Consider the following 14,148-nt stretch of genomic DNA (forward strand, 5'->3'; position numbering starts at 1 on the left):
GCGCTACGACGCAGCCTCACATAATAGTTTGCTATATGTTAACACATAATGCCCGCTAGGTTCGTCCTACCGGAGGCCGGGTCAGTCGAAGTCGCGCCGCATCGCGATCTCGAACCAGGGGCAGAGACGGAGCTGGCGGTACCACTCGGGGTTGTCGTGGAGGCGCTCGTACGGCACCCACATGAGCCCGGCGACCTCCTCGGGGTCCGGGTCGAGCGTGGTGTCGGTGAGGGTGAGCTTGAGGACCGCACAGACCTCGTGTTCGACGCCAGCGTTCTCGAAGTACCGTTTGTACTCGAAGCGGTCGGTGACCCGGAGGTTCTCGTACTGGTCGGGTTCGATGCCGAGTTCGTCCTGCAGGCGCTCGCGGGTCGCCTCCTCCTGGCTCTGGTTCTCGACCGGATGGGAGGCGACCGTGCCGTCCCACCAGGTGCCCCAGAGTCGCTTGTCGGGAGCGCGCTGGGCGAGCAGGATGTTCTCGTCCTCGTCGAAGACGAGCGACGTGAACGCGCGATGCCTGATGCCGTCACCTGTGTGGGCTTCCAGCCGGTTGACGAGCCCCTGTGCGTCGTCGTCCGAGTCGACCGCGACGACCTCCTGCCGTGCGTTCTTGTGCGGGAGGTCCTCGGTCGCGTCGTCGGACTGGTCGTGCGTACTCATGGGTGTACAATCGACCACCCAGTTAAAAGGGACTTCGACTCGCCACGACGCGGTCCGAACGACCAGGCTACCCGCCGAACTGCCGACTCGCCGTCGCTCGTCTCACCCGAGGCGCTCGTCGAGGATGAGACGGGTCTTCGTCGAGACGACCTCCTCCATCTCGCGGGCCTGCGTGATGAGTTCGTTCACGCCCTGCGTGTCGGCGCAGTCGACGACGAGCACCACGTCCTCCTCGCCGGAGACCTGCCAGACGAAGTCGACCTCGGTCCAGTCGGCCATCCGTTTGGATATCCGGGTCGTCTCGACGTCCATCGCCACGCCGATCTCTATCATCGCCTTGACGTTCCCCGTGCGCGTGGCGACGGTGAACCGTTCGATGACGTCGTCCTCGGTCATCCGTTCGACACGGTTCCTGACCGTCCCTTCGCTCGTCCCCACCTCGGAGGCGATCTCCGTGTAGGGCGTTCGAGCGTCGCGGCGGAGGATGTTCAGAATCTCCCGGTCGAGTTCGTCCATGTAGGTTACCAACTATCCCCGGCGCCCACTTGACGATTACGAAATTCGTAACGAAGCTTCGAAAGCAAGGTTTATTGACCTGGCTACATACGTACTTCGTAATGACGGACGCCTACGTAGCGCTGGAGGGTGGCCACGTGGTCGAGGCGCGTGGTCGCGCTCCAGGCACAGCACGCGGCGAACTGGTTTTCACGACAGCGTACACGGGATACGAGGAGAGTCTCACCGACCCCTCCTACGAGGAACAGGTTCTCACCTTCGCGTACCCGCTCATCGGGAACTACGGCGTCCGACCGGAGCGGTTCGAGTCCGACCGCGTCCACCCCCGCGCGGCCATCGCACGCGAACTGACCGACGACGTCGCGGCGTGGCTGACCGAGGAGGGCGTTCCGGCCGTCGACCACCTCGACACCCGCGACCTCGTGACCGACGTCCGCGAGCAGGGGGCGATGAAGTGCGGCGTCGCAGTCGGCGACGACGTCACGCCCGAGGACGCACTGGCGGAACTCGACGCCTGCGAACCGATGGGAGCACACACCGACATCGGTGCCCAGGTCTCGGTCCCGGACCCCGTCGTCCACAACGAGGGCGGCGACGGCGAGACCGTGGCACTCGTCGACTGTGGTGCGAAGCAGTCCATCGTCGATTCCCTGGTCGCACGCGACGCCACCGTCCACGTCCTGCCCTACGACGCGACGGCCTCGATGGTCGACGCCGTCGACCCGGACATCCTGTTCGTCTCGAACGGACCTGGCGACCCTGCGAACTTCGAAGCGGCGGCGGAACTGGTCGACACGTTCGTCGGCGAACTGCCCATCGCGGGCATCTGCCTCGGCCAGCAGATCGTCGCCCGCGCACTCGGGGGCACCACCGAGAAGATGGACTTCGGTCACCGCGGCGTCAACCAGCCGGTCCTCGACGAGGCGTCAGGCCGGGTCGTCATGACCACCCAGAACCACGGCTACACCGTCGAAGACCCCGGTGACGTCCTCGACGTCACCCAGCGCAACGTCAACGACGACACGCCGGAGGGCCTCGACAGCGACGAACTCGACATCATCACCCGCCAGTACCACCCAGAGGCGAACCCCGGCCCGCACGACTCGCTGGACTTCTTCGACGACGTGCTCGGACTGGCTGACGGCCGTCGAGCGCCGATGGTCGCCGACGACTGAGCCAGGGCAGGACAGCACCGTTCTCTTCTGCGCTCCTGTACGAGACTGGGCCGAGAAGCACGCCCCGCCGTCAGGACGGGATGGAGTAGTCCGACCGCGTGGCGACCAGCCCCGTCTCGGGGCCGCGCCACTCGAAGTCTACCGTCGTCTCCTCGTCGGCCGTGGTGCTCGCCCCGGAGACCACCTCGAACGTCCGGTTGCGGGCCTCGGGCGTCGTCAACGACGCCACCATCAGCCACGCCTGGTCCGCGTACCGGATGCGTCCGGAGACGGTATCGCCGCCCTCGGCGGCGACCACCTCGCGTGTCTGTTCGCCCCGGACCAGTCGACCCGACCGGAGGATCGTGAACGGGAGCCCCGAGTCGCGGAGGTAGCGCTCGGTGGCGTCGTAGGTGGAGAGGAGTCGCCGGTAGAGGAGGCGCTCGGGCACAGACCGACTCTCCTTCGAATCGCCCACGCCGATGGTCGACAGCAGCACGAAGTAGGAGACGCCCGCCCCGTCGGCCGCGTCGACGAGGTTCCTGACGCCAGCACCGACGACGAGTCGACCGAGGAACTGCGACCGGAACCGCGACCGGACGGCACACAGGACTCCGTCGACCCCGTCGACGGCGGCGGCCGCGTCCCTGGGACTGAAGAGGTCGCCGACGACCACCTCGTCGGCTCCTCGATGACGGAGGAGCGACTCGTTCTCGCTGCTCCCCGTCAGCGCACGCACCGAGTAGTCGGTGTCGGCGAGGTACTCGACGAGCGCGGTTCCGACGACCCCGCCCGCACCCGCGACGAGGAGCCGGTAGCTGTCGTGGGTCACAGTACCAGACTACGGACCGGGCCGGGTTAATCGTTCCGTGCAGGGTGGTTTACTCGTCAGTAACTGTCGGTGAATGGAACGGCCTGGTCGGCCGGGCGGTCAGGTGAGCGAACCGGGCCGCGGTGGGTTCACGAACAGTGCGTCGATCAGCGCGAGCGCGGACGCGAGACCCGCACCGGCGACGAACGTTCGCGTCGGCACCGGGAGGAGCCAGCCGGCGAGTGCGGCCGTGAGGAACGAGAGCGGGACGAACGCGAGCACGAGGTCGTAGCGCGAGAGTCCGCCGACTCGATATCCGGGACGTATCGAGCGTGACGGAGAACGGCTACGGCGGCCAGAGGAACGGTCTGTGGCTCACCGTCCCCAGTCGGCGGTCGTCCGGGGCCGGTCCTCGACGGGCAGTACGTCCAGGTCGTCGTCCGACCGGACGAGGGCGTCGAGGTAGGCCTCGGCGCTGGCGACGGTCGTCAGGTAGGGGACGTCCTCCTCGACGGCCGTCTGGAGCGCGTCGAGGTCGTCGCTCACCACGAGGTCGACGCTCCCGTCGCGGATGGCGGCGGGGACGTCGTCCGGGGTGACGACGTCGAAGTGCGCCTCGAAGCCGTCGACGGCGAGGTCGACGACGGCCGTACCGTCGCTGACCGCGTTGTCGGCGGCCTGCTGGGCCTTCCAGTAGGCCATGCCCGGGGTGGACGCGGTGCCCATGACCTCGCCGGTGGACTTCATCTCCGGACCCAGTCGCGGGTCGCTGTTCGGGAGGCGGTCGAACGGGAGGACGACCTCCTTGACGCTCGCGTGCTCCGGAATCTGCTCGTCGACGTCGAGGTCGGCGAGGGTGTCGCCGGCCATCACCTTCGCGGCGAGTTTGGCGATGGGGACGCCCGTCGCCTTCGAGACGAACGGGACGGTCCGGGAGGAGCGCGGGTTCGCTTCGAGGACGTACACCTCGTTCGTGGGCTCGCCGCTGTCAGTCTCCTCCTCGCGGACCGCGAGCTGGACGTTCAGCAGGCCGACGGTGTTCAGGGCGGCTGCGATGTCCTCGGTGACCTCGCGGACCCGGGCCATCGTCTCGTCGTCGAGCGAGCGCGGGGGGATGACGCAGGCCGAGTCGCCCGAGTGGACGCCGGCCGTCTCGTAGTGCTCCATGATGCCGCCGACGACGACCTCCTCGCCGTCGGAGACCGCGTCGACGTCGAGTTCCACCGCGTCGGCGAGGAACTCGTCGACGAGGATGGGCTTGTCGGGGGAGACGCGCACCGCCTCCTCGATGTACTGCCGCAGTTCGTCGTCGTCGTGGACGACCTCCATCGCCCGGCCGCCGAGGACGTAGCTCGGACGGACGAGGACCGGGTAGCCGATGTCGTGGGCGAGGTCGAGCGCCTCGGCCTCGCTGGTCGCGGAGCCACCCTCGGGTTGTGCGATGCCGAGGTCGTCCATCAGGCGGTTGAAGCGGTCGCGGTCCTCGGCGAGGTCCATCGCCTCGACGCTCGTCCCGAGGATGGCGCAGTCGAGTCCACGCCGGTCGAGTTCGGCCTCGAGGGGTTCGCCGACGTCGACGCTCGTCTGGCCGCCGAACTGGACCATCACGCCGTCGGCGCCGGTGGCCTCGACCACGTCGGCGACCTCCTCGGCGGTTATCGGTTCGAAGAACAGGCCGTCGGAGGTGTCGTAGTCCGTCGACACCGTCTCGGGGTTGTTGTTCACGACGTGTGCGTCGATGTCAGCCTCACGCAGGGCGCGGACGGCGTGGACCGAGCAGTAGTCGAACTCGACGCCCTGGCCGATGCGGATGGGGCCACCGCCGACGACCACGACGCTCTCGACGTCGCGGTCGACCTGTACCTCGTCGCGGGCCTCGCCGTAGCGGTCCGTCGGTTCGCGGGCGGAGTAGTAGTACGGCGTCGATGCGGCGAACTCGCCGGCGCAGGTGTCGACCTGCTTGAACGAGCGCGTCGGGGCCTCGGCCTCGACGTCCTCGACGGAGGCGCTGCCGCCGTCGGTGGCGGCCATGCTCGCGACCTCCTGGTTCGTGAAGCCGGTCTCGGTCGCCTGCTCGAACTCGCCGCGCTGGGCGGCCTCGACGGCTTCGGCGACGTTCTGGAACCGCTCGACGTACCAGTCGTAGATGCCCGTCAGGTCACAGACGGCCTCGACGGTGTAGCCGCGCTCGAACGCCTCGAAGATGGCGTAGGGGCGGTCCGGCGTCGGCGTCTCGAGGTAGTCGGTCTCGAGTTCGTCGTCCGGAACCTCGGCCCAGTCGACGTCGGGGTCGTACTCCGAGGAGCGAAGCGCCTTCAGCAGCGACTCCTCGAAGGTGCGCCCGATGGCCATCGCCTCGCCCGTCGACTTCATCGCCGTCCCGAGCGTGAAGTCCGTCTCCGGGAACTTGTCCTTCGGCCAGCGTGGCACCTTCGTCACCACGTAGTCGATGGCGGGTTCGAAGGCGGCGGTCGTCTCTCCGGTTATCTCGTTGTCTATCTCGTGGAGGCGCTTGCCCAGCGCGACCTTCGCGGTCACGCGGGCGATGGGGTATCCGGTCGCCTTCGACGCGAGCGCGGAGGAGCGAGAGACGCGGGGGTTGACCTCGACGACGCGGTACTCGCCGCCGGGCGTGCCGTCGTCGCGCCACGCGAACTGGATGTTACAGCCGCCCTGGATTCCGAGTTCGCGGATGACGCCGAGTGCGGCGTCGCGCATCTCCTGGTGGCCGTCGTCGGGGATGACCTGCGAGGGGGTGACGACGGTGGACTCGCCGGTGTGGATGCCCATCGGGTCGATGTTCTCCATGTTGCAGATGATGATACAGGAGTCGTCGGCGTCGCGCATCACCTCGTACTCGAGTTCGACCCAGCCGGCGATGGACTCCGTTATGAGGACTTCGCTGTTACGCGAGAGGCGCAGCCCCTTGCGGACGCGTTCGACGAGTTCGTCCATGTCGTGGACGACGCCCGACCCCGACCCGCCGAGCGTGTAGGTCGTCCGGGAGATGACCGGGAGGCCGCCGACGGCTTCGACGGCGTCCTCGACGCGTTCGACGAGGTCCGCCTCGGTGAGTTCGGCCACGGACTCGCCCTCGGTCAGCGAGATGGTCGTCGACTTCGGGACCGGTTGCCCGATCTTCTCCATGCGCTTGCGGAAGAGGTCGCGGTCCTCGGTCGCGTAGATGGTCGAGAGCGGCGTGCCCATGATGTCGACGTCGTACTCGTCGAGGATGCCCGCCTCGGAGAGTTCCGCGGTGACGTTCAGTCCGGTCTGGCCGCCGAGGCCGGCGATGACGCCGTCCGGATTCTCCTCGCGGATGATCTCGGCGATGGCCTCGGTCGTGATGGGTTCGATGTAGACCCGGTCGGCCATGTTCGGGTCCGTCATGATGGTCGCGGGATTCGAGTTGACGAGCACGACGCGCGCGCCCTCCTCCTGCAACGCTCGGCAGGCCTGGGCGCCGGAGTAGTCGAACTCGGCCGCCTGCCCGATCTGTATCGGACCGCTGCCGATGAGGAGTATAGTGCGTCCGTCCGCCGTGTCGTCCGGTGTCCCGCCGGTCATGGTTGTCTGTCGGGATGAAGTTCGCACATCGTAATAAACGCCACGATAGCCTACGAGAAACGTAACTCGGTTTCGAAATTCGAATCTGTGGCGTGGTGCCGAACGACACACTGGCGAGTCGGTCCGAGATACCGGCAGGTTCCCGGTCGCTGTCGCTCTCCGGAACGTGAGCGTGTGAGGAACTGGTTCGGGACGCGGTCCGGCTAGCTGGACGCGCCCGACCGGTTGATTCGGTACCGGTACGGTTGTGACCTGATCACCTCGACGTCACCGCCGTCGGCGTGACGCCCGAGTACCGTCGCGACCCTGTGTGGACTGTCGATATCGACGCCGTGTTCTTCGAGGAGGGCGACAATCTCGCGCGCCGACAACGGCTCGTCCATATCCGCCTCCACGAGAACGGTCCGAATCCTGTCGAACTCGCTCTGGCGGGTGCGCATGCACGAGGAAAGACGACCCGGAACTGCATAAAACGGCGTCAGACATATGTAAGCCAAGCAGATACGTCTGTTGGCGGGGACGAGGGCTACAGCGCTCGGTCGTGTTCGCTCTCGAAGTCGCGCTGGGCGCGATAGGCGTCGACGAACTCGCTCACGTCGAACTGGAGCATCTGCTCCTCGAACTCGGACATGGCGTCGTCGTCGTCGCTGTGGCTGATTGCGTGTTCCATCAGTTCGACGACGAGTTCGACGAGTATCTCGTGGAGTCGTCGGGCGTCGAACGCGGTGAGCCAGATCATCGAACAGCCGAGGGTACCGTCGTCCGACACGTCGGCGCTCACCACCTCGTCGGGGAACTCCTCCATCACGATGCCCATGAGGTGTGGCGTCCCGAACTCCTCGAACTCGTCGGCCGTGTCGACGGTCTCCCTGAGGACCGCGACAAGCGACTCGGGGAAGAACCGCGACGGCGGGTGGACGTCCATCACGACCGCGTACCGTTCGCCGTCGACCGTGTACTCACGCATCCCGAGGTTCAACTCCCGAACGTCGACCGTCGGTCCGTCGGGTAACGACAGCGTGGTCCCCGACTCACCGGGAACGCGTGGCTCGCTCATACCCGCTCGTGGGTGTTCCGGGAGGAAAAGTGCCGCGCTCTGGCGTCACTCCTCGTCGTCCTCGTCGTCGGCTTCGTCTGCCTCTTCTTCGGCTTCTTCTTCGTCGGTTTCGGCGTCTTCGCCGTCCTCGCTGCCCTCGTCTTCGTCTTCATCGGCTGCTTCTTCGTCCTCCCCCGCCTCCTCGACCTCCACTTCGACCTCCACCTCGATCTCGAGTCCGTCCATCTCGAGTTCGGCCTCGGCGGTCTTGACGTCGCCGACTTCGACCTCGAGTTCGTTCTCGTCGACCTCGACCTCTACCTCCACGTCGACGGTGATGTCGTCACCCATGCACGAACAGTCAGGCTACGTGGACAAAAACCCGAGCGTCGCGGTAGTCACGGGAGGAGATCCTCGTCGATGCCGTCGAAGTCGTCGTCCGTGGCGACCTGCAGGTCGCGGAACTGGTCGAAGACGACGGCCGTGAGCGCCAGAACGAACAGGGCTCCGAGACTGTGGATGCCGATTGAGAGCAGTCGGGCAACCGGCGAGGCGGTGCCACCGAGCTGGAACGCGCCCGTGCCACCGGTGGTGGCCAGCCCGTCGAAGACGATGGTGACGACCGTCGTCAGGGCCGACGCGACGATGTTGACCACGTAGACGAGGACGAGGAAGACGAACGCGGCGAGCCGTCGACCCTTCGTCAGCGCCCAGCTCGACCGGAACGCCTCGACGAAGTTCTGGTCCTCTATGGCGATGAACGCCGTGTAGAAGTAGAGGCTCACCAGCAGGAAGATGCCGGGCAGGAGCAGGAGGAACAGCCCCGTGCCGACGGCGAACGTGAACACGATCGACCCGACGAGGGCGTTCAGCGTGGCGACTCCCAGCCGTCGGAACGCCGACCTGTCGACGGTCGTCTTGCGGTCACCGGTGAACGTCCGGAGCGCGACGAGGGAGGCGACGATGCCGAGGATGGAACCGAGGAACAGGAGCAGGGAGCCGTACCAGTGCGGGACGGACCCCGGCAGTGCGAGCGGACCGCGAGCGAACTCGACGTTCGTCTCTGCGACGAGTTCCGAGACGCTCGTGTCGAAGAGGAGCGCCAGTTGCTCGAACAGTCGGCGCTGGAGGAACGCCTGTTCCGTGTCGATGCCGACAGCGCTGACGAGTTGCGTGAGGGCCACCAGGGCGGCGACCGTGGCGCCGGCACGCGTCGTGGCGCGGGCGAACGCGTCGTCGAGCGCCCGCTCGATGTCGATGTCCATACGCTGGCATCTCCCAGCGAGCTATAATAAGCTGTCCGTCACGGCCAGTCGTCGCGGACCGGTTCCTCGGTCTGGCTCTCGTTGTCGGGGTCGGCGAGTTCCCAGCCGGCGGCCGTGGCGGCGTCCTCGACGGGGAGGTACTCCCAGCCGACCTCGTCGGCGAGGGCTGCGTCGTCGTCGGTCGTGCTGACGAAGACGTGGCGGTCGGTGTCGAACTGCTCGCCGACGCTCTCCAGGCTCTCGGCTTTCCCCCGGGGGCCGGAGAAGAAGTCCTGCCGGATGCGGTTCTTCCGGGTGAAGTTCGTCACGACGTACGTCGGCTTGTCGGAGACGACGCCGACGTACTTGCTCCAGCGCCTGGCGTCGTCGAAGACCGCCTCCGGGTCGTCGAGACGCTTGAGCGCAGAGAGCTCGAACGCGAGTGTCATCGTGCCGCTGTTCCCGCCGTTCATGCGAGAAGGTCACCTCGGCGCGCTGAAAACGGTATCGATTGGACGAAGTCTCGGGTAGGGGTGTGTCGAGTCGGTGCGCTCCGGGGCTACCTCACGACGACCCTGAAGTAGTCAGTGTAGACGATTATCTCACCGTCTTCGAGGTCCGACTCCGGCGCTAGCGGGAGCGCTGTGGCCGCGACGTCGTCGTCGACCAGCCTGATGACCTGGTCGTACGCCGCGTCGGTTAGCTGGTCGACGTGTCGAAGCGTCGCGTCCGATGCGACCGACTCGACCCGCCGGAGCCGTACCTGTCGTCCCGTAACGCCACTGACTGACATGGGCCATGATAACGTATGACACATTGGGAGATAAAGATTCGCATCGCGGTCAGGTGTAACCGAGGGCAAGTGTCGGAGACGATCGGCCGTCGTTACTGTTCCTGGGCCGGTGCGTCGAGAGTCCCTCGTGATTCGAGGGCCGGTAGCTGTTACCGTAGTATATGGGAGAGCACTGCCGCGACCAGTACACCGAGAGTGAGGGCGAATATTATCACACTTCCGTGTTCATCCATCACCCGTGGATACTCCCTATCGAGAGCGAACCCGATTCCGACTCCGATGAGCGAGAACACAACCGAGGCGACGATTGCTCTGGTATCCATGAGTTCTTCTACGTCACACAGTCGTAACAATCCGGACATTTGACCGCTGTGATAATGCCGCCAGCAACGAGCCCCGATGCACAGAGAATCCAGTTTCCGACGAAACACCCAGCTATACCTGCAGTGCTGACAGTAAGTCCCAGGATGCATTGCATGCAGGACAGGTCGCAGGATTGCTGGACCGTCGGGACGCGGTGCCACTCGGACGCCTCCTCGTTCGGTGGAGAGACAGCGTACTTTTCAATACCTGTGATCGCCTTGCCCCGACCCTGCCCCTGCGTCGTTCGAGTGGACCGAGTATCGGTGTAGGTGAACACATGGAATGTCTCAGAGTCACCTGTCGTGAATGCCTCTAGTTCGTCGCGGCCGGCATCGATCGCACGTCGAATGTGCCGTTCTTCGCGCTCGGTTGGACCACGAATCAGTGTTGTCTCACCAGCCTGTGACGCGAGGTACACCTCCGAATGTAGCACCGCGCGACCATATCGGCGTGCCAGCTCGGCCTGTACGCGACCAGATTCGAGGACGAGATTGGCTGCCGATTCGCGCGTTCCGTCTCGTTCCCCCTCGGCGTATACGAGGTCCCCGGCACTGGTCGGAATCGTCATCGAATCGATTCGGTCCCCACGAACCTCGTAGACGGACGCCGAGACCGAACTGCGTTCGATGCTGATATTGGGGAGTTCGTCCACGATTCCTTGGACGGTTTGTGATCGGAGCACTTGGGTGACGTCGAGTGAAGGCTCCGAGCCGGGCCTTGCAGACACGATGTTCGTCGCTGATACCGACCCCAGACCCGCTGCCACGCGTTTCAGGATGCTCCTTCGTCGACGAGAATCGGTCTCTCGACTCATCGTTAGATCCACCCCGCAAGTCCTTTACAATCGATACAGGAGGTACAAGCGTATCCGCTGACCAATCCAGACCCCTGAGCACAGACGAAGCAGGATACCCAACCCAGGAACGCGGTTGCGGCTGTGACGCCTGCACAGGCCCCGAGGCATGCTCCAGCAGCCGAGATACCACTGGCACAGGTAAGGCACCAGGTATCACATTCCCCCATGGTGGTGAATTCGTCGTCCGTCAGCGTCGTTGCTGTCGTCGAAACGTTCTCTCGTCCATCCATCACAGCTGCTGTATCCGTCTCGACGATCACCGTCGGGGTGTCTGCGTGGTTCAGGGGCACCTCCGACCCGTCGGTCGTGCGAACGACGTATCCATCCAGTGCGTCGTTCGTCCCGATGACGATGTGGTCGGGTGCGACGTCCAGTGCGTTCGCCACTTGTTCCCGTTCTTCTGTGGTACCTGACCGGAACATGACGACATCGTCACCGTTCGAGACGAGGCGAGCGTCGGTCTGGGAAGACCGACGACGATACGTTCCCGGAAGTGCCTCAACGTCGCTGATGTCCAGGAACGCTTCGGCCTTGCCAGATGACTCACCGTCGTGAATCATCGCGTACTGGAGAGCGACGGAACTCCCACCGATTCTACCGGGGACGACTACAAGTGTGAGGTACGCTGCAGAATCGAGTACGAGTGACGTATCCTCGCTCAGATCGACGGTCTCGCCCTTCGCTCTGGATTCTATCACTTTCAACATCGGGAGCGCCGAGGTCAACGACCGAACTGCGTCAGAACGAAGCGCGTCTTCGACTGTCGGACGATATATGTCTTCTGAGGCGGAGACAATCGGGAACCCACCGAAGCCGACAGCACCGAAGGTACCGATTCCGCTCAACAACCGTCGACGGCTCGTACCGTCATCGCTGTTTGGTTTCACAACTGAACGTGATAATACCAATAGCTTAATAGTATCGGGTTTTACATATTTGAATATTTTACACAGGGTTTAATTCGCGAAAATCCACCACCGCATCTCCCTGTTCGCCACAGGCATTTCCCCTGATGAATCTGGGCAGAACAAAAAACGGGATTACGAGGCTGCGAACTCGACCGGTCGCACGGACAGTGAGAAACGGCTGGAACCGACCCTGCCGACCGGTTACTGCTCCTGTGCCGGGGCGTCGAGCATCTCCAGGTCGAAGTCATCCTCGAGCAGGAGGTCCTTCTGGCCCGTCAGGTCGTGTTCCTCGCGGATGATGCGCTTGAACGCGGACTGGAGTTTGAGGTCGCCGATGAGGACGCCACCGATGAGTTTGCCGTCCTTGAAGGTGAGTCGTCGCCACTCCGTGTCGGAGTACTTGCGCTCGGCGTCGTCGTCGCCGATGGTGGGGTGGCCGAAGGAGACGAACGGGAGGTCCTTGAAGTGCGAGATGGAGTACGAGGAGACGTGGCGGAACTCCTCGGCCTCGGAGTCGTCAGCGACCATGTTCTTCGCGGCCACCGCGCCCTGCTTCTTCGCGGAGTCCCAGGAGCCGTTCTGGGCGTGTTCCTCGAGGATGACGTCGTAGAAGCGGGTGATGTCGCCGGCGGCGAACACGCCGTCGACGTTCGTGCGCATGTACTCGTCCACGACGATGCCGTTGTCGGTCTCGATGCCGCTCCCGCGCAGGAACTCGGTGTTGAAGTTCAGGCCGATGGAGACGCCGACGAACTCGCCCTCGAACTCCTCGCCGTTGGGGTCGACGGCGCCCGTGACGTGCCCGTCGTCGTCGACGGTGAAGTGGTCGACGCCAGACTGGAACACCGGTTCGACGTCCAGTTCGCGCAGGGCGTCGTGGATGATGCTCGCGCCGTCCTCGCTGAGGGCGTAGCGCCACCAGCAGTCGCCACGCATCAGGTAGTTGGCCTCGATGCCCCGGGCGCCACAGATGGCGGCGAAGTCGATGCCGAGCAGCCCTGCCCCCACGACGATGCCCGTCTCGGACGCCTCGGCGTGGTCGGCGATGGACCGTGCGTCCTGGAAGGTCCAGAAGTGGTGGATGCCGTCGGCGTCGGAGTTGTCGACCGGGAGCTGGTTCGGCGTCCCGCCGGTCGCGACGAGCAGTCCGTCGTACTCGTACTCGTCGCCCTGGTGGGTCCGGACGACCTGGTCCTCGGTGTCGACGTGCGTGACGTGCGTGTTGAGTTCGAGGGCGATGTCGCGCTCCTCGTACCACTCCTCGTCGTGCAGGAACAGCGGGTCCTCCATGGGGATCTTCCCCTTGGCGAACTCCTTGATGAGAATGCGGTTGTAGAGGGGCTCACCTTCGTCCGTCAGGACGCTGATGTCGGCGTCCGGTGACTCCTCGCGAAGTGTTTTGGCCGCGGACCCACCGGCGATGCCGTCGCCGATGATGACGTACGACTCGGTCATGTCCCGAGGGTTTGGTGCGGGGGTTAAAGTGGGTTGCTATCTCCGCGTGTCAAATCCCAATAACGTAGGCGAGAGCGTCGAGGGCGGGACGTTCTTGGTGGTCCACTCCCAAGCCACACCTACCGATGAAGATTCGCCAGAACGTCAAACACTTCGCCTACAAGACGGCACTGACGGCCCCCGTCGTCGGCGACGTGGCCACGGAGCGACTCGTCGACATGCACACCGACATCTTCCTCGAACGGGCCGACGACGCCCACCGCGAGGAGCGGCGTACCCACCTCGACGACTTCTTCGAGGCGACGATGGACACCTACGTCGCCGCCCTCGACCACATTCCGGAGGCGGAGGCCCGCGAGATAACCCACGTCCAGGCGAACTTCGACTTCTACAACCACGGCTGGACCGAGATGATGGAGTTCCCCTCGGACGAACTGGAGACTCACTACGAGCGCTACGAGGACTTCTTCGAGCGCCACGGCATCACCATCGACGACCCGCTCGGCGAGTTCGAACCAGCCGAGGGCGTCGCCGAGGCCCCGTCGACGCCGGAGCGACTCGACGACCCGGTCCACGTCCACGCCGAGGGTGGCTTCGCCGACGACGTGTACGTCGAGACGGCCGACGGCGAGATCGTCGTCGGCGGTACCGAGGAACCCGAGGACGTCTCCGTCGAGGACGCCGGCATCGACCCGGAGGACATCGACGGGAACTGACTGATCTCTTACAGCGGTCTGTTGTGTCGCGTCGGGTCGCCGAGCTGCGCGAACCAGCCGCCCGCCACG

The 14,148-nt window shown here is 65.0% G+C and carries 17 protein-coding genes; 2 read left to right on the forward strand and 15 right to left on the reverse strand.

The features are described 5' to 3' along the window. Positions 1-81: 81 nt before the first annotated feature. Positions 82-660 carry an NUDIX hydrolase gene (locus ACSC1W_RS07050; RefSeq protein ID WP_435346225.1) on the reverse strand — a complete coding sequence of 193 codons (579 nt, stop codon included), beginning with the start codon at positions 658-660 and terminating at the stop codon, positions 82-84. 102 nt (positions 661-762) lie between these two features. Beyond that, a complete protein-coding gene (locus ACSC1W_RS07055; RefSeq protein ID WP_435346226.1) occupies positions 763-1,176 on the reverse strand; it encodes an Lrp/AsnC family transcriptional regulator in 414 nt (137 codons plus the stop codon). A gap of 101 nt (positions 1,177-1,277) precedes the next feature. Between ACSC1W_RS07055 and carA the strand changes: the two genes are divergently transcribed. Next, the gene (gene carA / locus ACSC1W_RS07060) at positions 1,278-2,351 is read left to right on the forward strand and encodes a glutamine-hydrolyzing carbamoyl-phosphate synthase small subunit (protein WP_435346227.1); all 1,074 of its coding nucleotides are present in this window, start codon (positions 1,278-1,280) and stop codon (positions 2,349-2,351) included. Between the two features lie 70 nt (positions 2,352-2,421). Here the strand turns inward: carA and ACSC1W_RS07065 are convergent, their stop codons facing one another. From ACSC1W_RS07065 to ACSC1W_RS07125, 13 genes are all read right to left on the reverse strand, one after another. Then, positions 2,422-3,162 (reverse strand): NAD(P)H-binding protein, encoded by a 741-nt coding sequence (locus ACSC1W_RS07065; protein WP_435346228.1) that lies wholly within the window; start codon positions 3,160-3,162, stop codon positions 2,422-2,424. 99 nt (positions 3,163-3,261) lie between these two features. Next, the gene (locus ACSC1W_RS07070; protein WP_492764721.1) at positions 3,262-3,468 is read right to left on the reverse strand and encodes a DUF8015 family protein; all 207 of its coding nucleotides are present in this window, start codon (positions 3,466-3,468) and stop codon (positions 3,262-3,264) included. Between the two features lie 48 nt (positions 3,469-3,516). Beyond that, positions 3,517-6,708, reverse strand: coding sequence for a carbamoyl-phosphate synthase large subunit (carB, locus tag ACSC1W_RS07075; protein ID WP_435346230.1), 3,192 nt, complete (start codon positions 6,706-6,708; stop codon positions 3,517-3,519). A gap of 203 nt (positions 6,709-6,911) precedes the next feature. Further along, entirely contained in the window at positions 6,912-7,148 is a 237-nt protein-coding gene (locus tag ACSC1W_RS07080) for a hypothetical protein (RefSeq protein WP_435346231.1), read from the reverse strand. An 86-nt stretch (positions 7,149-7,234) separates the two neighbouring features. Continuing rightward, complete coding sequence (locus ACSC1W_RS07085) at positions 7,235-7,765, reverse strand: DUF5815 family protein (RefSeq protein ID WP_435346232.1); 531 nt, start codon at positions 7,763-7,765, stop codon at positions 7,235-7,237. Positions 7,766-7,810: 45 nt separating this feature from the next. Continuing rightward, positions 7,811-8,095: a hypothetical protein gene (locus tag ACSC1W_RS07090; protein WP_435346233.1), complete on the reverse strand. Its 285-nt coding sequence runs from the start codon at positions 8,093-8,095 to the stop codon at positions 7,811-7,813. Between the two features lie 47 nt (positions 8,096-8,142). After that, entirely contained in the window at positions 8,143-9,009 is an 867-nt protein-coding gene (locus ACSC1W_RS07095) for a DUF7847 domain-containing protein (protein ID WP_435346234.1), read from the reverse strand. A 38-nt stretch (positions 9,010-9,047) separates the two neighbouring features. Beyond that, positions 9,048-9,461, reverse strand: coding sequence for a DUF7124 domain-containing protein (locus tag ACSC1W_RS07100; protein WP_435346235.1), 414 nt, complete (start codon positions 9,459-9,461; stop codon positions 9,048-9,050). 86 nt (positions 9,462-9,547) lie between these two features. Continuing rightward, positions 9,548-9,781, reverse strand: coding sequence for a DUF7979 domain-containing protein (locus ACSC1W_RS07105; protein WP_435346236.1), 234 nt, complete (start codon positions 9,779-9,781; stop codon positions 9,548-9,550). A 149-nt stretch (positions 9,782-9,930) separates the two neighbouring features. Continuing rightward, entirely contained in the window at positions 9,931-10,104 is a 174-nt protein-coding gene (locus tag ACSC1W_RS07110) for a hypothetical protein (RefSeq protein ID WP_435346237.1), read from the reverse strand. Positions 10,105-10,112: 8 nt separating this feature from the next. After that, complete coding sequence (locus ACSC1W_RS07115; protein WP_435346238.1) at positions 10,113-10,958, reverse strand: hypothetical protein; 846 nt, start codon at positions 10,956-10,958, stop codon at positions 10,113-10,115. 2 nt (positions 10,959-10,960) lie between these two features. Beyond that, positions 10,961-11,887 carry a hypothetical protein gene (locus tag ACSC1W_RS07120; protein WP_435346239.1) on the reverse strand — a complete coding sequence of 309 codons (927 nt, stop codon included), beginning with the start codon at positions 11,885-11,887 and terminating at the stop codon, positions 10,961-10,963. Between the two features lie 222 nt (positions 11,888-12,109). Next, positions 12,110-13,363 (reverse strand): NAD(P)/FAD-dependent oxidoreductase, encoded by a 1,254-nt coding sequence (locus tag ACSC1W_RS07125; RefSeq protein ID WP_435346240.1) that lies wholly within the window; start codon positions 13,361-13,363, stop codon positions 12,110-12,112. A 125-nt stretch (positions 13,364-13,488) separates the two neighbouring features. Here ACSC1W_RS07125 and ACSC1W_RS07130 point away from each other — a divergent pair, with 125 nt between their 5' ends. Continuing rightward, positions 13,489-14,079 (forward strand): DUF6149 family protein, encoded by a 591-nt coding sequence (locus tag ACSC1W_RS07130; RefSeq protein ID WP_435346241.1) that lies wholly within the window; start codon positions 13,489-13,491, stop codon positions 14,077-14,079. Positions 14,080-14,148 lie beyond the last annotated feature (69 nt).

This window comes from Haloarchaeobius marinus, assembly GCF_051207415.1.
Lineage (GTDB): Archaea > Halobacteriota > Halobacteria > Halobacteriales > Natrialbaceae > Haloarchaeobius.